At 66.4% G+C, this 19,187-nt stretch carries 15 protein-coding genes; 9 read left to right on the top strand and 6 right to left on the bottom strand.

Annotation, left to right across the window (positions count from 1 at the left end):
• Positions 1-47 precede the first annotated feature (47 nt).
• A complete protein-coding gene (locus tag AC5YGJ_RS12930; protein ID WP_496186760.1) occupies positions 48-1,367 on the top strand; it encodes a dicarboxylate/amino acid:cation symporter in 1,320 nt (439 codons plus the stop codon).
• 161 nt (positions 1,368-1,528) lie between these two features.
• Entirely contained in the window at positions 1,529-3,526 is a 1,998-nt protein-coding gene (tkt, locus tag AC5YGJ_RS12925; RefSeq protein ID WP_249842998.1) for a transketolase, read from the top strand.
• Between the two features lie 122 nt (positions 3,527-3,648).
• Here tkt and AC5YGJ_RS12920 read toward each other — a convergent pair whose 3' ends face one another.
• Positions 3,649-5,601, bottom strand: a complete 1,953-nt coding sequence (locus AC5YGJ_RS12920) for an acetyl-CoA hydrolase/transferase C-terminal domain-containing protein (RefSeq protein ID WP_496186759.1) — start codon at positions 5,599-5,601, stop codon at positions 3,649-3,651.
• Between the two features lie 34 nt (positions 5,602-5,635).
• Positions 5,636-6,193: a flavin reductase family protein gene (locus AC5YGJ_RS12915; RefSeq protein WP_496186758.1), complete on the bottom strand. Its 558-nt coding sequence runs from the start codon at positions 6,191-6,193 to the stop codon at positions 5,636-5,638.
• 119 nt (positions 6,194-6,312) lie between these two features.
• Here AC5YGJ_RS12915 and AC5YGJ_RS12910 point away from each other — a divergent pair, with 119 nt between their 5' ends.
• From AC5YGJ_RS12910 to AC5YGJ_RS12900, 3 genes are read left to right on the top strand one after another with little or no spacing between them, the layout of a single operon-like run.
• On the top strand, positions 6,313-6,678 hold the full coding sequence (locus tag AC5YGJ_RS12910; protein WP_249843002.1) for a BlaI/MecI/CopY family transcriptional regulator: 366 nt from the start codon (positions 6,313-6,315) through the stop codon (positions 6,676-6,678).
• Positions 6,671-7,912, top strand: coding sequence for a M56 family metallopeptidase (locus tag AC5YGJ_RS12905; protein WP_496186757.1), 1,242 nt, complete (start codon positions 6,671-6,673; stop codon positions 7,910-7,912). The genes AC5YGJ_RS12910 and AC5YGJ_RS12905 overlap by 8 nt, the downstream gene beginning before the upstream one ends.
• Entirely contained in the window at positions 7,909-8,472 is a 564-nt protein-coding gene (locus AC5YGJ_RS12900) for a hypothetical protein (protein ID WP_496186756.1), read from the top strand. The genes AC5YGJ_RS12905 and AC5YGJ_RS12900 overlap by 4 nt, the downstream gene beginning before the upstream one ends.
• 35 nt (positions 8,473-8,507) lie before the next feature.
• Here the strand turns inward: AC5YGJ_RS12900 and AC5YGJ_RS12895 are convergent, their stop codons facing one another.
• Both AC5YGJ_RS12895 and AC5YGJ_RS12890 read right to left on the bottom strand, forming a co-directional pair.
• Positions 8,508-9,308: an MBL fold metallo-hydrolase gene (locus tag AC5YGJ_RS12895; RefSeq protein WP_496186755.1), complete on the bottom strand. Its 801-nt coding sequence runs from the start codon at positions 9,306-9,308 to the stop codon at positions 8,508-8,510.
• Positions 9,309-9,319: 11 nt separating this feature from the next.
• Positions 9,320-10,138, bottom strand: a complete 819-nt coding sequence (locus tag AC5YGJ_RS12890) for a S1/P1 nuclease (RefSeq protein ID WP_249843006.1) — start codon at positions 10,136-10,138, stop codon at positions 9,320-9,322.
• A gap of 116 nt (positions 10,139-10,254) precedes the next feature.
• On the opposite strand from AC5YGJ_RS12890, the gene AC5YGJ_RS12885 reads away from it, so the two are divergent.
• The gene (locus AC5YGJ_RS12885) at positions 10,255-11,382 is read left to right on the top strand and encodes a GGDEF domain-containing protein (RefSeq protein WP_496186754.1); all 1,128 of its coding nucleotides are present in this window, start codon (positions 10,255-10,257) and stop codon (positions 11,380-11,382) included.
• 49 nt (positions 11,383-11,431) lie between these two features.
• Here AC5YGJ_RS12885 and AC5YGJ_RS12880 read toward each other — a convergent pair whose 3' ends face one another.
• Together AC5YGJ_RS12880 and AC5YGJ_RS12875 are read right to left on the bottom strand one after the other, a co-directional pair.
• Entirely contained in the window at positions 11,432-12,841 is a 1,410-nt protein-coding gene (locus AC5YGJ_RS12880; protein WP_496186753.1) for a hypothetical protein, read from the bottom strand.
• Between the two features lie 200 nt (positions 12,842-13,041).
• A complete protein-coding gene (locus AC5YGJ_RS12875; RefSeq protein ID WP_249843008.1) occupies positions 13,042-13,671 on the bottom strand; it encodes an OmpW/AlkL family protein in 630 nt (209 codons plus the stop codon).
• Positions 13,672-13,863: 192 nt separating this feature from the next.
• Here AC5YGJ_RS12875 and gap point away from each other — a divergent pair, with 192 nt between their 5' ends.
• From gap to AC5YGJ_RS12860, 3 genes are all read left to right on the top strand, one after another.
• Positions 13,864-14,868, top strand: coding sequence for a type I glyceraldehyde-3-phosphate dehydrogenase (gap, locus tag AC5YGJ_RS12870; RefSeq protein ID WP_032127866.1), 1,005 nt, complete (start codon positions 13,864-13,866; stop codon positions 14,866-14,868).
• A 127-nt stretch (positions 14,869-14,995) separates the two neighbouring features.
• Positions 14,996-17,671, top strand: a complete 2,676-nt coding sequence (locus AC5YGJ_RS12865; RefSeq protein WP_496186752.1) for a DUF2339 domain-containing protein — start codon at positions 14,996-14,998, stop codon at positions 17,669-17,671.
• Positions 17,668-19,044 (top strand): DUF3999 domain-containing protein, encoded by a 1,377-nt coding sequence (locus AC5YGJ_RS12860; RefSeq protein WP_496186751.1) that lies wholly within the window; start codon positions 17,668-17,670, stop codon positions 19,042-19,044. The genes AC5YGJ_RS12865 and AC5YGJ_RS12860 overlap by 4 nt, the downstream gene beginning before the upstream one ends.
• Positions 19,045-19,187: the final 143 nt, after the last annotated feature.

The raw sequence follows: 19,187 nt of genomic DNA, 5'->3' as shown, positions 1-19,187 counted from the left end.
CTTGCGGGCTTTGTTAGAGTGCATTCATTTTTCGAGGAAACCCGCGTATGACAGCAGCTGCTGCCGACAGGAAGAAGTTGCCCCTGCATTGGAAGATGGGCATCGGCTTTGCGATCGGCCTGGTCCTGGGACTGATCGTGCATGCCCTGGGCGGCAGCGTCGATGGCCTGCAGGCCGGTGCCAAGTGGGTCATGGACTACATCACCACCCCGGCGTCGGGCCTGTTCCTCAATCTGATCTTCATGTTGATCGTGCCGCTGATCTTCTCGGCGCTGATCATGGGCGTGTCGGAGATGGGCGACATCCGCGCCCTCGGCCGCATCGGCTGGAAGACGCTGGCGTTCACCGTGCTGCTGTCCGGTATCGCGGTGGGCATCGGCCTGGTGCTGGTGAACCTGCTCAAGCCGGGCGCGGGCGTCGACCCGCAGACGGCGGCGCTGATGCTGTCGGAGAATGCCGAGCGCAGCAAGGAGATCGTGGCCGGTATCCATGGCACGCCGAAGGGCATGGACATGCTGTTGTCGATCGTGCCGAGCAACGTGCTGCAGGCGGCATCGGACAACGGCGCGATCCTGTCGCTGATGTTCTTCGCGCTGATGTTCGGCATCGGCATGGTGCTGACCGACAATGAGAAGGTCGCCCCGCTGCGTCGCGCCATCGAAGGCGTGTTCGAAATCTCGATGACCCTGATCAACCTAGTCATCCGTCTGGCCCCGTATGCGGTGGCCTGCTTCATGTTCAACCTGGCTGCACTGTTCGGCTTCGAGCTGATCATCCGCCTGGGCGCCTATGTGGGTGTGGTGGTGCTGGCACTGGGCCTGCACATGATCGTGACCTACGGCACCGCGGTGTGGCTGTCCGGCCGTTCGCCGCTGTCGTTCTTCCGCGATACCCAGGAAGCGACGGTGATGGCGTTCTCCACCGCGTCCAGCAATGCCACCCTGCCGACCGCGCTGCGCGTGGCCGACCAGATGGGCCTGCCGCAGCGTGTGTCGCGCTTCGTGCTGACCGTGGGTGCCACCGCCAACCAGAACGGCACCGCGCTGTTCGAGGGCGTGACGGTGATCTTCCTGGCCCAGTTCTTCGGCGTGGACCTGAGCATCGGCCAACAGATCATGGTGATGGCGGTGTGCATCCTCGGCGGCATCGGTACCGCCGGTGTGCCGTCCGGCTCGCTGCCGGTGGTGGCGATGATCTGCGCGATGGTGGGCGTGAACCCGCTGGGCATCGGCCTGATCCTGGGCGTGAACCACTTCCTGGACATGTGCCGTACCGCACTGAACGTGACCGGCGACCTGGCCCTGACCACCCTGGTGGCCAAGGGCGAGCCGCACGACGGCCCGGCGCTGACCCCGCGCCAGGACTGAGCCCGGCACCCCTGCTGGCGACCTGATCGGGGTCGGCGCCCATTCCGAACGGAATGGGCTCCGACCCCTTTCGTTTTCCGGTCCGACCTGACCCCGCCCGGCGACTATGGGACAATAGGCCGCCCGCACGTCCGCGGCCGCCTCCCGATTCCGACAGAACCATGACGCAGCCTACCCGTCGCCAGTTGGCCAACGCCATCCGCTTCCTTGCCGCCGATGCGGTTGAAACCGCAAAGTCCGGCCACCCCGGCATGCCCATGGGCATGGCCGACATCGCCGAAGTCCTCTGGAACGACTACCTCCGCCACAACCCGAGCAACCCGCACTGGTTCAACCGCGACCGTTTCGTGCTGTCCAACGGCCACGGTTCGATGCTGCAGTACGCGCTGCTGCACCTGAGCGGTTACGACCTGCCGATCGAGCAGCTCAAGCTGTTCCGCCAGCTGGGCAGCCACACCGCCGGCCACCCGGAACGCCATGAGACCCCGGGCGTGGAAACCACCACCGGCCCGCTCGGCCAGGGGTTCGCCAATGCCGTGGGCTTCGCCCTGGCCGAGAAGCTGCTGGCACAGCGCTTCAACCGCCCGGAGCTGGAAGTGGTCGACCACCGCACCTGGGTGTTCATGGGCGATGGCTGCCTGATGGAAGGCGTGTCGCATGAAGCCGCCTCGCTGGCTGGCACCTGGGGCCTGCACAAGCTGGTCTGCTTCTGGGACAACAACCACATCTCCATCGACGGCAACGTCGAGGGCTGGTTCACCGACAACACCCCGGAGCGTTTCGAGGCCTACGGCTGGAACGTGGTGCGCGATGTCGATGGCCACGACCCGGAAAGCATCAAGGCCGGCATCGAGGCCGCGCTGTCGCAGAGCGACAAGCCGACCCTGATCTGCTGCCGCACCACCATTGGTTTTGGTTCGCCGAACAAGGCGGGCAAGGAATCCAGCCACGGTGCCCCGCTGGGCAAGGACGAACTGGAAGCCACCCGCAAGCAGCTGGGCTGGGAATACGGCCCGTTTGAGATTCCGCAGGCGATCTATGACGGCTGGCGTGCCAATGGCGCCGGCACCCTGCGCCAGGCCGAGTGGGAACAGCTGTTCGACAAGTACGCCCGCCAGTACCCGGGCGAAGCGGCCGAGCTGACCCGTCGTTCGCACGGCGAACTGCCGGCCGACTTCGTTGCCAAGGCCGATGCCTACATCGCCCAGGTGGCCGCTGAAGGCCCGACGATCGCCTCGCGCAAGGCCTCGCAGCTGGCCATCGAAGCCTATGCACCGCTGCTGCCGGAAATCGTCGGCGGTTCGGCTGACCTGGCGCACTCCAACCTGACCCTGTGGAAGGGCAGCACGTCGGTGGCCAGCGACGACGCCAACGCCAACTACGTGTATTACGGCGTGCGCGAGTTCGGCATGACCGCCATTGCCAATGGCCTGGCCCTGCACGGTGGCTTCATTCCGTTTGACGCCACCTTCCTGGTGTTCAGCGATTACGCCCGCAACGGCGTGCGCATGAGCGCGCTGATCCCGGCCCACGCCATCCACGTCTACACCCACGACTCGATCGGCCTGGGCGAAGACGGCCCGACCCACCAGCCGGTGGAGCACCTGGCCTCGCTGCGCTACATCCCGAACAACGACGTGTGGCGCCCGTGCGATGCGGTCGAGTCGGCGGTGAGCTGGAAGGCTGCGATCACGCGTCAGGACGGCCCGAGCTGCCTGGTGTTCAGCCGCCAGAACCTGCCGCACCAGCCGCGCAATGCCGAGCAGATCGCCCAGATCGAGCGCGGTGGCTACGTGCTGGCTGACGCCGCCGGTACCCCGGACGTGATCCTGATCGCAACCGGTTCGGAAGTCTCGCTGGCCACCGAAGCCAAGGCTCAGCTGGATGCGGCTGGCCTCAAGACCCGCGTGGTCTCGATGCCGTCCACCGACGTGTTCCTGCGCCAGGATGCGGCCTACCGTGAATCGGTGCTGCCCAACGCCGTGCGCAAGCGCGTGGCGGTGGAAGCCGGCGTCACCGGTTTCTGGCGCCAGTTCGTCGGCCTGGATGGTGCGGTGATCGGCATCGACACCTTCGGTGCCTCGGCCCCGGCCGACCAGCTGTACAAGCACTTCGGCATCACCACCGCGCATGTGGTGGAAGCGGCCAAGGCGCTGTAAGCAGCATCGCATCGTGATGAAGGAAAGGCCGGCGCAAGCCGGCCTTTCTCTTTGCGGAAAAGGGGACGGAGGGAATCAAGTCGTTTGTGCACAGACGACTTGATTCCCTCCGTCCCCTTTTTTCAGGCGGTACGCGCCAACGCCAGGCGCAACAGTCGCGCATCCAGGCGCTCTGCGAAATCCTTCGGCGCCTGCAGGCCCATGCGTTGCAGGTACACCGCATCGCCGTCGCCGGCCGGTTGCCGCAGCGCCGCCCACACCGTACGCAGCTTGTCGCCACGGGTCTGCGTGTTGGTCTTCAGCCAGCCCAGCGCTTTCACCAGCACCTGCTCGATCTCGTTGAAGTCGCTGCCGAGTGGATAGTCCGGCAGGCTGCCATCGGTGCGGAACGGTGCCAATGCAGCGGACAGCGCCTGCGGCGTGTTGCGCTGCAGGCGCTGCGGATCCGGTTGCGCAGCCGATAGCAGCTTGCGCGCAGCCTGCGCCTGCTGCAGCAAGCCGCCCTGGAACGGCGCCTCGGTGATCGCCGCCATCGCCTGCACGCAGTCCTCATCGGTCAAGCCGCGCAGATCGGCAATGCCGTACTCGTTGAGGTAGATGTCGCGCAGGTGGCGTGGGATGGTGGTGTGCCCGTAATTCCAGCGCACATTGGATTCGCGCCGGCCCTTGTCATCGCGCGCGGCGCGGAACATCAGCACGCTGCGTGCTTCCGGCAGCGCGTGCGCCATTGCCACGAAGTTGTACTGGCCACCCACGCCGGATACCACACGTCCGTCGTCCAGCGCATCGGAGACGGCTGCGCCCAGCGCGGTGGCCATCATGCAGGAATTGAAGAAGCGGGCATGGCGGCGTTGCAGGCGTTCCAGCGTCTCGTTTCCGCCGTACAACTGGTTGATCTCGCTGATGCGGCGCATGCCGATCGCGCGGCACTCATCCTCTGGCAAGGTGCGCAGCCACTCGTAGAACTCCGGCGAGCCCAGGTAGAACGCACCGTGCAGGTACTCGCCTTCGGCCGCCAGGGTGGCGTGGTCGATGGACAGCGTGCTGCCGTTCTCGATGCGCTGCATCAGCGCCAGGTCGTCGTGCACCTTGCGCTTGATCACCCCGGTCTGCACCAGCCGGCGGAAGCCTTCGTTGAGCATCTCGCTGCAGCCGTACAGGCCGACCTCGAATGGATCCAGCCCGCCGATCTCCTGCACCAGCGGATGGCTGGCCAGCTGCGGATCCAGCGCGTGCAGCACGCGGCGGTAGCGCGCGTTGTCGGTATGGCGCAGTACCAGCGCATGGCTGAGTGCGTCGGCCAGGGTACCGATACCGATCTGCAGGGTGCCGCCGTCGCGCACCAGCGTGCTGGCATACAGGCCGATGGCATAGTCGGCATCGCCGACCGGCTGACGAGGCAGGCCGAACAGCGCCGGGTACGGCGGCGGCGGAGTGATCACCAGATCGAAGAAGGACACATCCACCGTGGCCGAGCCGCCCAGGTAGGGCAGCTGCGGATCGATCTCGGCGATCAGCAGGGGCCGCGGCAGGCCACGTGCGGCGATGGCATCCAGGGTGTCCTGGGTGATGTCGTTGTTGCATGACAACGACAGCCGGCGGTCACCGGCGCGCATGGCCACCTTCTGCACGATCACCTGCGGCGCACGCTGGGCGACCGCGTCGGCGGCGTGGGTGTAGTTCAGGCTGGTATAGCTGGACTGTGCCTGGCGCGAACCGAGCAGGGCACCGGACTGCATGTAGAACTCTTCCACCTGCACATGCGCCGGCAGCGCGTCGCGCGCAATCGCATCGGCATAGGCCAGGCGCGGGAAGTCGTCGCCGAAATGGCGCTGCGCGAAAGGCGCCATGAAGCGCGCTTCCAGGCCGTCGCCGCGCGCCTTCGGCGGGTTCAACGACAGCGCGGTGTACAGCTGCAGCGGCCGCGATGGGTCATGTTCGACGCGTGCATACAGCGCATTGAGCAGCCGATGCGGCTTGCCCAGCGCCAGCGGTGCCCCGATCCGCAACGGCCCTTCCACGCGCGCAAACAACCAGTCGACGGCGGCGTCCAGGTCGGTGAGGTGTTCGGTCATGCGCGGCGGTCCTGCGTGTGGGGGAGTTCGGGCATTACAGCATGTCGGGCTTGAACCGCCGTCGACGCGAGACTTCCGCGCCGGACACCATGAACTGCCCATCGCCGCGGTAATGCACCGTGCGCGGCAGTTTCGGCCGCGGCGCAACGTGTGCACGCACGATTTCCCAGATGAACAGGTTGTTCGATGCCACCTGGCTGTCGTCGTACAAGCGGCATTCGAAGTTCGAGTGGCACTGCCCGACCAGCGGCGCGCCGACCTCGCGAGCGGGCATCGCGTCCAGCCCGAAACGGGCGAACTTGTCGACCTCACGTCCGCTGCAGTTGCCGATGTCCACCACGGTATCGAGCAGTTCCACGCCGGGCACATTGATCACGCACTCGCCGCCGCCCCGGGCGAGTGTGAAGCTGTGGTTCTCGTGCCACAGGTAGGTGGCGACAAGCGACGGCGAGAAGCCCATCACCATGTGCCAGCCCATCGTCATCAGGTTGCGCTGGCCGCGCCAGGCGGTACTGACCAGCACGATCGGGCCGGGCTCGAGGAAGCGGCGGGCCTGCTCGACCGGGAATTCCTTCTTGGGCAGTGCTTTCATCCGGGGCCAGGGGCGGGAGGGACCGATGCTGGCGCAGCTGCGATGAACCCGGAGTCGAGGGGGCTTGACACTGGGTTCGATTACGCGCGTAATCGAGTTGTCGATTACGGATGTAAACCATGACACCGATCAGCGAAGCCGAAGCCGTTGTAATGGAGGTGCTGTGGCAGCAGGCACCGCGTAGCGCCGAAGACGTGGTGGCCGCGCTGGCCCACCGCGACTGGGCCGAGCCGACGATCAAGACTCTACTCAACCGCTTGCTGACCAAGGGCGCGATCGCCGCCGAGCGCGATGGCCGGCGCTATCTGTACCGGCCCCTGCTGCAGCGCCAGGCCTGGGTGGAGGCACAGAGCCAGGACTTCATCGGTCGTGTCTTCGAGGGCAGGGTGGCGCCGCTGGTGGCGCATTTCAGCGAGCGCGGCCAGCTCAGCGCGCAGGACATCGCCGAACTGAAGAAGCTGATCCAGGAGCTGGACCATGACTGAGCTGCTTGATGGACTGTGGCAGGGCAGCCTGTGGCTGGCGGTGGCTGCGCTGCTGCTGGCCGCGTTGCGCCCGTTGCTGGTACGGCTGGGCGGCGTCGCGCTGGCCTACCGCAGCTGGTGGCTGCTGCCGTTGCTGTTGGCGGCGCTGTTGCTGCCGCTGCCCGAGGTTGCGCTGCTGCAGCAGGTGCCGACGCTGCCGTTGACGGTGGTGCCGGGGGCTGCCGGCGGCCTCAGCGGGGAATCGTTGCCGTGGGCTCGGCTGCTGTTGCTGGCATGGGCGCTGGGCGTGGGCATCAGCCTGTTGCGCGACCTGCGTGCGCAGCGCCGCTTCGAACGCAGCCTGGGCCTGCTGCACGCGCGCGCCGACGGTAGTTGGCAGGCCAGCGCTGATCCGGGCCTGCCCGCGCTGGTCGGTCTGTGGCGGCCACGCATCGTGGTCGGTCCGCAATTCGATCAGCAGTTCACCGCACAGGAGCAGAACCTGATCCTGCAGCACGAGCGCAGCCATCGCCGCAATGGCGATCACTGGGCCAACGGCGCCCTGCTGCTGGTGCGCGCAGTGTTCTGGTTCCACCCGCTTCTGCCATGGGCTGCACGCCGTTTCCTGCGCGATCAGGAACTGGCCTGTGATGCCCGCACCATTGCCCCGCAGCCTGCGCTGCGCGGCCTCTATGCCAGCACGCTGCTGAAGGCGCAGCTGGTCCATCCGGTTGCGCCCGCAGTCTGCCATTGGCGCAGCCAACCCGTGTTGAAGGAGCGTATCGCCATGTTGAAGCAGTCCAAGCGGAAGGCATTGCCGTGGGTGTCGGGTCAGGTGCTGGTGGTCGGGGTGTGCGCGGCAATGGCGGCGGTGGCGTGGGCCAGCCAGGGCGGTGCGGCGGCAGGTACCCGGATCGGTGTCGAGCCGTTCGAATACGCTGCAGAGGATGCGGCCAAGGCGGGGCTGGACAGTCCGATCCAGGTCGACAAGATGCCGCCGCCGTCCTATCCGAAGTCCGCCTTCGAGCAGCGCCAGGTGGGCGTGGTCAACCTGCGCATCGAGGTGGACGCACAGGGCCATCCGACCGATGTGCAGGTGCTCAGCGCAACCAATCCGGGGGTGTTCGATGCCGTCTCCATCGCCGCCGCGCGCAGCTGGACCTACCGACCGGCGCGGAAGAACGGCAAGCCGGTGGCCGGTGCCGTCCGCATTCCGATCACCTACGCCATGGATGAGAGCGAGGAAACGAAGTGAGGCGGGCGCCGCTGTTGATGATGGCGGCGCTGCTGGTGGGGTGTGCAACCCAGGATCGCCTGACCACCGTCGATACCCGCAGCGAGAATGTCGGTCACCAGCGTCTGCGGCCCGATGCCGCAGGCGGCGCCGGCCAGATCCAGCCCTACACGCTGGCCGACAGCGAGGGCTACCGGATGCCGCAGTTGCATACGGCACCTGACCCGGTGGTGGGCGAACGCGACCCGCGCACTGAACTGCCGCCGACCACGGTCTGCCTGCAGGTGGTGGTGGATGCGCAGGGCGACGTTGAACGCAGCATGCCGCTGAACGACCGTAGCGAATGCCGCGCGGGCGCGAGGCCGGAGAATGCGCCCTTGCTGCAGGCCGCGCAGGAGGCGGTTGCGATGTGGCAGTACTCGTCCGCCGCGGTCTGCCACTTCGCAGCAGGCAAGGTGCCGGCCGATCGCGGCGACTGCCGCAGCGCCGAGCGGGTTGAGCCGGTCGCCGTCACCCTGCAGTACGCCTTCACCTTCGAGATCGTGAAGGGCCAGCATGTGGTGCGCACACAGGGCCGGTAGCGCCGTGCCATGCGCGGCGGGTGCAGCGGCGCGCGTCAGGCCCCGCCCTGGATGTTCGCTTTCACCGCCGGCTGCATCAGCGCCGGCTCGGCCAGCGTCGCATCGCGGGCCTGGCGTACGCTGACGAACTCCGCCTCGGCCACGCCGTCATGCACGTGGATGTTGTGCGCGCGCTGTTCGCCGATGGTGGTTTCGTTGGCGAACGCGCGGCCACCCGGGCCGTAGTCGTGGCAGACGAAGACGCGGGTGGCGTCGGGCAGGGTCAGCAGGCGCTGGATCGAGCGATACAGCTGCGCGGCGTCACCGCCCGGGAAATCGCAGCGGGCGGTGCCACCGTCAGGCATGAACAGCGAGTCGCCGCTGAACAGGGCGTCGCCGATCAGGTAGGCAACGCTGTCGCTGGTATGCCCGGGCACGGCAATCACGCGCCCCTGCAGCTCGCCGAGGGCGAAGGTGTCGCCGTCGGCGAACAGGCGGTCGAAGATGTCATCGGCCGCAGGAAGCTGCAGGCCGTAGCGCGGTGCAAAGGTGGCCTGCACCGCGCGGATGCCTTCGCCGATGGCCAGCGCGGCCTGCGGGAAGCGCTGCTTGAGCCGACGCCCCGCCGACACATGGTCGGCGTGGGCGTGGGTTTCCAGAAGCCAGCGCAGCTGCAGGCCCTGCTGTTCGATGGCCTGCAGCACGTCGCGCAGCGGTGATTCGCTGCTGGCGTCGGTGTCCGGGTCGTAGTCCAGGACCGGGTCGATCAGCGCCGCCTCGCCGCTGGCCGGGTCGCTGACCAGGTAGCTGAAGGTGTTGCTGTCACGGTGGAAGAACGACTGCACCTGGACTGACATGGGAACGCTCCTCAACGCGTGCCGAGCACGCGGTTCAGCAACTGCGCCAGGTTCTCGCCGGCCAGTCGCAGCTGCGCTTCGGCCAGCGGCCGGTAGCGCTCGGTGTATTCATCACCGATTTTACGCGTGGCCGGATAAACGCCAGCCTGCATGGAGATGCGGCAGCTGGCCTCGGCCCAGGTCTGCGGGTCGCGCTGAGGGTTGGACTGGCGTGCCAGCTTCGGCGCGCGCAGGCCCTGCAGTACCGGCAGGTAGCCGTTGTCGTCCAGCTTGCGGGTGTTGAGCATGCCGCTGTCCCACAGCGAATGCAGGTTGGTGCCGCGGTTGCCGAACTGCAGCTGGAAATCATTGCCGCCCTTGTCATGGGCGTAGCCGGCATGCATCGGCTGGTGGATGTCGCCGACCAGGTGCACGACGAACTTCAGCGCCTGCAGGCGCTCGCCGTCGGTCAGGCTGCGGTCGCCGAGGATGGCGCTCTGTGCCTTCAATGCTTCGACGATGCAGTTGCCGTTCCTGCAGTGCTTGGGGGCTTCGTAATGGCAGTTGTCTTCGGCGATGTTGACGTAGTGCCAACCGGCCGAGCGACGGCCCAGGCCGGGGTCCTTGGCGCGCAGCTGATCTGCCCAGGGCGCGATGCTGGCCAGGGTGGCGTCGGGCTCGGTGGCCAGCAGGCGGTCCACTTCGGCGCGGGCGGTGGGGTTGAGGCGGGTGTCGGCGACTTCGGCGACAAGGCGGTGGCCTTGTGCGCCCCAGGCATGGGCCGGGGCGGAAGCGGACAGCAGGGCCGGCGCCAGGGCGGCGGCGAGGAACAGGGAGTGCAGGGCTTTCATGCGCACATTCTAGCGGCGGCCGGGCACTGGCGGCTTGATGGAGCCCGGCCGGTCGCCACGTGGCCTTGATGCTGCGGCCGCTACGGTAGCCCGGCCAAGGGGAGTGGGAGAGGGTGATGATCATCACGGACAGACGGGTCCAGGCAGGCCACCCCGAAGACGATGGGTTCGCCGCCGCGTTCAATGCCCAGGTCGTCTGGCGCATGCGCTGGGCCTGTGCCGTGGCCGGTGCCTTCTCGCTGGGCTTTGCCGTACTCGATTCCTACTGGTTGCCACCGGAGGTGCATGCGCCGGTACTGCGCTGGCGGCTGGGCGTGCTGTTGCCGACCCTGCTGCTGGGCGTGGCACTCACCTTCGCACCGGTGTTCCGTCGCCGCCTGCAGTGGCTGGGCGGCAGCGTGGTGCTGGTCAGCGGCCTGGCGCTGGTGAGCATGATCTGGACCGCGCACCGTGCTGGCGTGAACTATCCCTATGAAGGCATCAGCCTGTTCCTGCTGTTGAACTACTTCCTGTGCGGGTTGCGTTTCGGGGTGGCGACGCTGACCGGAACCCTGATCGCGCTGGCGTTCGTGCTGGCCGAGCTGCAGGTGGGCCGGCACTGGGCGCAGATGCTGCAGAGCGTGATGTTCGTGCTGGCCAGCAACCTGGCCGGCATTGTCGGCAGCTACATTTCCGAACGGCAGGCGCGTGCAACGTGGCGGGCCGAGCAGCGGCTGGATGCATTGGCCAACCACGATGGGCTGACCGGACTGCTGAACCGGCGCGCCTTCGATCGCCAGGCCAACCAGATCTTCCAGCGCTATCTGCGCACGCCACATGCACGTGGCGCGTTGCGAATCGCAATGATCGACATCGACTACTTCAAGCGTTACAACGACCACCACGGCCATCCCGCAGGCGACAGCGTGCTGCATGCGGTGGCGGTCACCCTGGCCGCGCAGCTGCGCGGTGTCGATTCGGTGGTGGCGCGTTACGGCGGCGAGGAGTTCGTGGCGCTCGGCCACTGGGTGCCGGGCGAGCCGGAAACAGCGCCCTTCGAACAGCTGCGGCAGCAGGTGCAGGCACTGGCGATCGCCCATGCCGATTCGGATGCAGCGCCGGTGGTGAGCGTGAGCATCGGCGTTGCGCGCTGGCACGATGACGGCGGCGACACGCTGGAACAGGCGTTGGCACGTGCCGATGCAGCGCTTTACCGGGCCAAGGAAAGTGGCCGCAACCGGGTGGAAGTGGCGCCGGATCAGTAGATCCACGCTATGCGTGGATGTGCCCTGACCAATATCGAAACCCTCGATTTCACGGGGTGAGGCGGTAAAGCTCGAGAGGTATCGTGTCTATGGCGACACCGATCTCGTTTGTTCCAGTACCAACTCGTCGCCACTGACCTGATTCGAAGTCGAGCTTTTCAACGTTCTGCCACCATTTGTTGAGGCCGATACGCCCGGTAGCTGTCTGTCTGGGTGCACGAGAGGCAACGACAAGGTAGGCGATTGAAAGATCATCGTTCCCGTATTCGCCGACAAGAAACGAAGGATTGGACAGCCATCCTGAAATCTGACCAGATGGGACTCCCAGATTGTTGTCCGCAAAGCCAAGGTACCTGACGCTGTTCAATGTGGATTGAACCTGCCTGGTCACGCCAAAAGTGCTTTGCTGGTCCGACAAGAGATTTCGCGGATTGTTCTGCTTGTCGAGCATTCCGAGCAAGTCACCGCCATTTGGCATGCCAGTCGTATTGCTGGCATCGTGGCTGATGAAGTTCGAAAAGCCTCTCATCCCGAACGCAAAAGCCCAGCCTGTGAACCATCTCAGGTCGTGAAAGCTGGCGTATTCAAACGGATCCTGACTCAGCGATGGGTGGGCAGACTGTACGTTCTGAAGATAGGCGATGGATGTCTGGCCCCTGGATCTTGCGAGGTTCGAAATAATCGACATATTTTCGGAGAGCAAGATATCTCTTGCCGTCGGGCACTTCCTGAGTGATGGGCTGAACGGGTAAATGTCGAACGACAAATAGTCTGGGCGCACTTCATCAGATAGCCGACGTGCAAACCCGGAATAGCGAGCCACCATACTCACTGTTTTTTCTGGCTGAGATATGTTTGCTGTAGTGCAATCGACGCCATACTCCGTGGGCTGCATGGCGCCCGCATGGTCAGAACCTGCATAAGCGCCGGCATTGGCGTGAAGTGGGAACAAATTGATAAAGATCTTCATGCCGGCCAAGCGAGGCTCGGCTTTCACGCACTGACTCATTTCTGCGAGAGGCGAAATGTCCCTCTCTGGCGGTTCGTCCTTGAAGTGAAGTCCTGCAAAGCTCTTGCCAAATTCAGCGCGAAGTTTGACCAAGACTGGATCAATTCGTTCGTCTGTGTATTTTTGGCAGTTGAATTTCCCTGTCTGGGTTGCAGCTTCGAAGGTCCAGCGCTCATACGTATAGAACTCAAGACCTCGTGCACTGATCGGAGCTGCAATGACTCTCAGCTGGTCCAAGGTTGCCGACGGCACGAGGAAGCGCGTCACGCCAACCGCCGCAAGCTGCTTGATCACATTTTCAGCAATGACGGGATCTTCCAGATAGCAATCTGGGGAAAAATCATCACATGCCCCGCCAGACATCATGACAAACGTACCGTCTGCAACAGTCGTTGCTAGGGCCGCAGGTGATCCAAGCAGAAGTGCGAGTGCGAGCCAGATACCCTTCATGATCGAGTCCGTTCTTCTCAGGGGTTTGAGTGTGCCATCTCTAGGCGATGGTCGCAGTCAATTTGTTCTGACACGGCATTTCCATAGCCAGCTGGCGTCGTCCCCAAAAAAAGCCCCGGCAATGACCGGGGCAACATGCTGCGAGGGTTGTGCGTGTGGCGGGCGAGCGGGGGCCGAAGCCCCCGCGCCCAGCACACCGCTTAGAACTTGAAGACGTACGACGCGCCGTAGACCAGCGGATCGATGTTGACCGTGCCGATCTTCTCGCCGTTCAACTTCACCTTGCTGTCGATGTCGATCCAGCGCATGTCCACGCGCAGGGCGCCCTTCTCGCCGATCGCGAAGTCCACGCCCGCATGCGCGGCCAGGCCCCACGAATCCTGCAGCTTCAGGCGGCTGTCCTTCAGCGCGCCGGTGGTGTCTTCGCTGAAGAAGGTCGTGTAGTTCACGCCTGCGCCGATGAACGGCGACACCTTGCCCTTGCTGTTGAAGTGGTACTGCACGGTCACCACCGGCGGCAGCTGCTTGGTGCTGCCGACGCGGCCCAGGCCGTTGATGTTGATGTCGTGCTTGAACGGCAGCGCCGCCAGCACTTCGATGCCCAGGTTGTCGGCGATGAAGTACTCGCCGGTGATGGTCGGCTTGACGTCGTTGTCGACGTCGACCTTCAGGGTGTGGCCGGCCAGCCAGCCATTGTTCGACTTCGGCGCCACCTGGTGCACACCGGCCGAGACGGTCCAGTCGCCCTTGGACTGGGCCATGGCCGGGGCGGCGGCGAGCGACAGGGCGGCGGCCAGGCTGGCCACGATCAGGGAGGAGGTCTTGCGCATGGGGGTGATCTCGTTGCGGGGTGGATGGCGACAGTCTCAGCCTCACGCCGCGCTAACGCTTTGATCCGGATCAATTCCTGTCCGCCAGCCCGCCGCGCCGGGGGGCTGGCCCACGGTGGCCAGCCCCGGTTTGCTAGACTTGTGGGCCCTATCCATCCCGCCGCACCCGTCGCGGCCGCAGGAGCTTGAGAAATGGCAATCAAGGTTGGTATCAACGGTTTCGGTCGCATCGGGCGTAACGTCCTGCGCTCGGCGGTGCTGAACTTCGGCGACGACATCGAAATCGTGGCCATCAACGATCTGCTCGAGCCGGACTACCTGGCGTACATGCTCAAGTACGACTCCGTGCACGGCCGCTTCAAGGCCGACGTGGCGGTGCAGGGCAACGACCTGCTGGTCAACGGCAAGAAGATCCGCCTGACCCAGGAACGCGACCCGGCCAACCTGAAGTGGAACGAAGTGGACGTGGACGTGGTGATCGAATCCACCGGCCTGTTCCTGACCAAGGAAACCGCGCAGAAGCACATCGATGCCGGCGCGAAGAAGGTCATCATGTCGGCGCCGTCGAAGGACGACACTCCGATGTTCGTCTACGGCGTGAACGACAAGACCTACGCCGGCCAGGCCATCGTCTCCAATGCTTCGTGCACCACCAACTGCCTGGCCCCGCTGGCCAAGGTCATCAATGACAAGTGGGGCATCAAGCGCGGCCTGATGACCACCGTGCACGCGGCCACCGCCACCCAGAAGACCGTCGATGGCCCGTCCAACAAGGACTGGCGCGGCGGTCGTGGCATCCTGGAAAACATCATTCCCTCCTCCACCGGTGCGGCCAAGGCCGTCGGCGTGGTCATTCCGGAACTGAACAAGAAGCTGACCGGCATGAGCTTCCGCGTTCCGACCTCGGACGTGTCGGTGGTCGACCTGACCGTCGAGCTGGAAAAGGAAGCCACCTACGCCGAGATCTGCGCTGAAGTGAAGGCGCAGAGCGAAGGCCCGCTGAAGGGCATCCTGGGCTACACCGAAGACAAGGTGGTGGCCACCGATTTCCGCGGTGAGACCTGCACCTCGGTGTTCGACGCCGAAGCCGGTATCGCCTTGGACGGCACCTTCGTCAAGCTGGTGACCTGGTACGACAACGAGTGGGGCTACTCGAACAAGTGCCTGGAAATGGCCAAGGTCGTCGCCGCCAAGTAAGGCCGGCCAGGATCGCAAACGAACCCCGGCCTGGCCGGGGTTCGTCGTTCATGGGGCCGGGCCCTGTCGTAGCATGGGCCGGTCGACCGTCGCCGCTGGGGCGCGGGATCGCATTGGAAGGCATGCAATGGAAGCACTGATCGCCCTGGTTGTCCTGGTTCTGCTGGCCATTCCGCTGTTGCTGGTGGTGGCGCTGGTGATGATCGCCGGCCTGCGCCGCCGTGTTGCCGCGCTGGAAGGCGCGCTGGCCGCCGCACCGGCTTCCCGACCGGCCCCGGTCGCCGCCGCCGGGGGTGCGCCTGCACGGCCGGTGGTGACGCCTGTGGCCAGCGCTGATCCGCCTTTCCTGCGGCCCGCACCGACCGCAGCGCCACCGCCTGCGCAGCCGCCGGTGCCCGCAGCGCCTCCCGCCGACGTGCCCGCGCCGCGCCCGGTTGCACCGCCGCCGGTGCCGTTGGCCCCCGTCGCACCGCCGTTGCCGGCCGAACCGGCGCTGCCGAATTTGATCGAGCGTGGCATCGGCGCGGTCAAGCGCTGGTTCACCGAAGGCAACGTGCCGGTCAAGATCGGCATGCTGGTGCTGCTGGCCGGCGTCGCCGCGCTGCTGAAGTACGTCAGCGACCAGGGGTGGCTGGTGCTGCCGATCGAGCTGCGCCTGGCCGGCATCACCGCGGGTGCGCTGGGCCTGCTGGCATTCGGCTGGCATCAGCGGGAGCGCCGGCGCCTGTTCGCGCTGGCCCTGCAGGGCGGGGCCATCGGCGTGCTGCTGTTGACCATCTTTGCCGCGTTCAAGCGGTTTGAACTGCTCACGCCGGGGTTCGCCTTTGCCAGTTCAATTGCACTGGTGGCCGGGCTGTGCGTGCTGGCGGTGGTGCAGAATTCGCGCACGCTGGCGGTGCTTGGCATCCTGGCCGGTTTCATGGCGCCGTTGTGGTTATCCACCGGCAGCGGCAATCACGTGGGATTGTTCAGCTATTACGCCGTGCTCAATGCCGGCATCTTCGCCATCGCCTGGTTCCGCCCGTGGCGCGCGCTGAACCTGCTGGGCTTCGCCTTCACCTTCGGCATCGGCACGTTCTGGGGCGTGCTGCAGTACGCGCCGGACAAGTTCGCCAGTACCGAACCGTTCCTGCTGCTGTTCTTCGCTTTCTACCTGCTGATCCCGCTGCTGTACGCGCGCCGGCAGCCGGCTGGGCGGCGCGATCTGGTCGACGGCAGCCTGGTGTTCGGCACGCCGCTGGTGGCGTTCTCGCTGCAGGCGGGGATGCTGCATGAGCAGCCGATGACGCTGGCGCTGTGCGCGCTGGGCCTGGCCGCGATTTACGCGGTGCTGGCACGGGCATTGATCGCACGCGCGTCGTACACCGTGCTGGCGCAGTCGCATGCGGTGCTGGCGGTCGGCTTTGCCACGCTGGCGGTGCCGCTGGCGTTGTCGGCGCGCGCCACCGGCGCGGTGTTCGCGCTGGAAGGCGCCGGCCTGGTCTGGCTGGGGCTGCGTCAGAAGCGCTGGCTGCCGCAGGTGGCCGGTGCGCTGCTGCAGATCGGCGCGGCGTTCGCCTTTGTTGCAGGCGCCGACCACTGGCTTGAAGATGCCCGCTTCCTGCTCAACCCAACGGCCATCGGAGCACTGTTGCTGGCTGTGGCCGGGTTCGCCTCGGCGTGGAGCTACCAGCGCAGGGCGCGCCATGAGGTCGCACTGGTCTACTACCTGTGGGGGCTGCTGTGGTGGCTGGGCGGGCTTGTCCACGAGATCTTCCGCTTCTTCCCGCACCGTGCCGAAGCCGATGCGCTGCTGGTGCTGGTGGCCGTCACAGCGTGGCTGGCCGCCGAGATGCAGCGCCGCCAGCCGGCGCGTGCGCTGGGTGTGACGGCGCTGGCGATGCTGGCGCTGGGCTTCCCGCTGGCCCTGATGCAGAGCGATGCGCACCAGCAGCCGTTCGCAGGTTACGGCGCGCTGGCCTGGGCCGTTTTCGCACTGCTGGGCGTGCGCACGCTGCTGTGCCTGCGCCAGGGCGGCGACACCGTGGCGCGCATTGCGCAGTTCCTGTGGTGGCTGCTGTGGCCATCGCTGCTTTCGCTGCTGGCGCTGTGGGGCGGTGGCGAGGCTGGCCTGGCGCAGGGCTGGACGACGCTGCTGATCACCCTGCCGTGGCTGCTGATGGCCGCGCTGTCGCTGTGGCGCTGGAGCGTATTGCGTTGGCCGCTGGGTGAAGCGTTCGACCGCGCGCGTACGCCCCTGCAGTGCGTGCTGTTCGGGCTGCTGTCGATCGGCTGGCTGTTCGGCCAGCTGTTGCCGGGCGATGCCGCTCCGCTGCTGTGGCTGCCGGTGCTGAACCCGGCCGAGATCGGGCAGTGGCTGAGCCTGCTGCTGCTGGCGCGTTGGCTGTACAGCGGGCAGGCACCGCAGGCACTGTTGAACCTCCGCACGCCGCTGCTGGCACTGTCGGCGTTCGTCGCGCTGACCAGCCTGGTGCTGCATGGCGTGCATCAGTGGGGTGGCCTGTCGTGGAGCACGTCGATGCTGCGCTTCAGCCTGGCGCAGACCAGCCTGACCGTACTGTGGAGCGTGCTTGGCGTGATCGCCTGGGTGTGGGGCTCGCGCCGCGGCCAGCGTGTGCTGTGGATGGTCGGCGCGGTGCTGATGGGCGTGGTGCTGGCCAAGCTGGTGCTTGTCGATCGTCAGCATCTGGGCAACCTGCTGGGCATCGCATCGTTCATCGCCTACGGCCTGCTGTGCACGGTCGTGGGCTATCTGGCACCGGCACCGCCCAGCGCGGCGCCGACCGTGGAGGAAACACAATGAAAACGTGGAGCAGGGCACTGCTGCCGGCGATGTTCGGCCTGCTGGCCGCTGTGGCTGCGCAGGCCGCCGAGTATCGAACGCAGTACGCCGAACAATGGCCGCTGACGCTGTCCAGCGCACAATCCGGTGCCTACCGTATCGTGCTGGAACCGGCGATCTACCGCCGTTCCGGTGCCGCTGACCTCGGCGATCTGCAGGTGTTCAACGCGGCCGGGCAGTCACTGCCTTCGGCGCTGCTGGCGCCGGACCAGCCGCTGGCGCAGCCGCCGGTGCAGCGCGAACTGCCCTGGTTCGCACTGCCGCCGTTGGCCGAAGCGCAGCGCAACGATCTGCAGTTGCTGACCGAACGTGATACCGACGGCCGCGTGCGCCGCGTCGAGGCGCGCGTGGGTGCCGGCGTGGCTGCCAATGCGCAGGGCGGCTGGCTGATCGACGCCAGCGTGCTGGACAAGCAGCCGATGGCAGCGCTGGTGCTGGACTGGGCCGACAGTGGCCAGCCTCTGCAGGCGCAGGTGCAGCTTGACGCCAGCGACGACCTGCAGCACTGGCGTCCATTGGGCCGCGACATTCCGCTGGTGGATCTGCAGCGCGCCGGCAAGCGCCTGCTGCAGCGCCGCCTGCAGGTGGACGGTGAAGCGCGCTACCTGCGCGTGCTGGCACAGGGCGACGCACGTCTGCCGCCCCTGCGCAGCGTACTGGTTGAACTGCCACCGGCACCGGCCACGATTCCGTGGGAATGGCTGTCGCTGGAGCCGTCCGCGGCCGGCAAGGGCGAGTACACCTTCGAGATGGACGGACGCTTCCCGGTGGCACGTGCCGACGTGGCCAGCACCGACAACAGCCTGGTGCAGTGGACGCTGTTCAGCCGCGATGACCCGGGCGCGGAATGGCAGCGTCGCAGCGCGCCGTGGATTGCCTACCAGGTGCAGCAGGGAACGCAGGGCCAGCGCCAGCAGTCGGCCGCGCAGCCGTTGGGCGGCGTGTACCGGGACCGCTACTGGAAGCTGGTGGCAAACCCGGCGGAGTCCGCGACCGCGCCGACCCTGCGCCTGGGCTACCAGCCGGAAGTACTGGTGTTCCTGAGTCAGGGGGCCGCGCCCTACGCGTTGGCGGTGGGCAGTTCAACCGCGCGCCGCGCCGAAGCCCCGATCGGGGTACTGATCGAGGAACTGCGGCAGCGCAATGATCCGTCATGGCAACCGACACTGGCACGACTGGAGGGCAGCCCGGAGCCGCTGGCCGGCGATGCCGCGCTGAAGCCGCAGCATGACTGGAAGGCGTGGCTGCTATGGGCGCTGCTGGGCCTGGGCGTGCTGGTGGTGGGTGGCCTGGCACTCAGCCTGCTGAAGCAGAAGCCGTCGCCTTCGGCGTAGGTTCCGGCGAACGGCGCAGCCCCTCGTGGGTGGGCGGTTGGTCGCGTAAAGCAACAGCCGTGCTTGGCCGGGCGGGGTGGATTCGCGGGGGGACGCCGCAAGTACGTCCCTGTAGGCTTGGCCGCCGCATCCATGCGGCGGAC

This window comes from Stenotrophomonas sp. CS3K5 (assembly GCF_059515225.1).
This window is presented reverse-complemented; position numbering and strand designations above follow the sequence as displayed.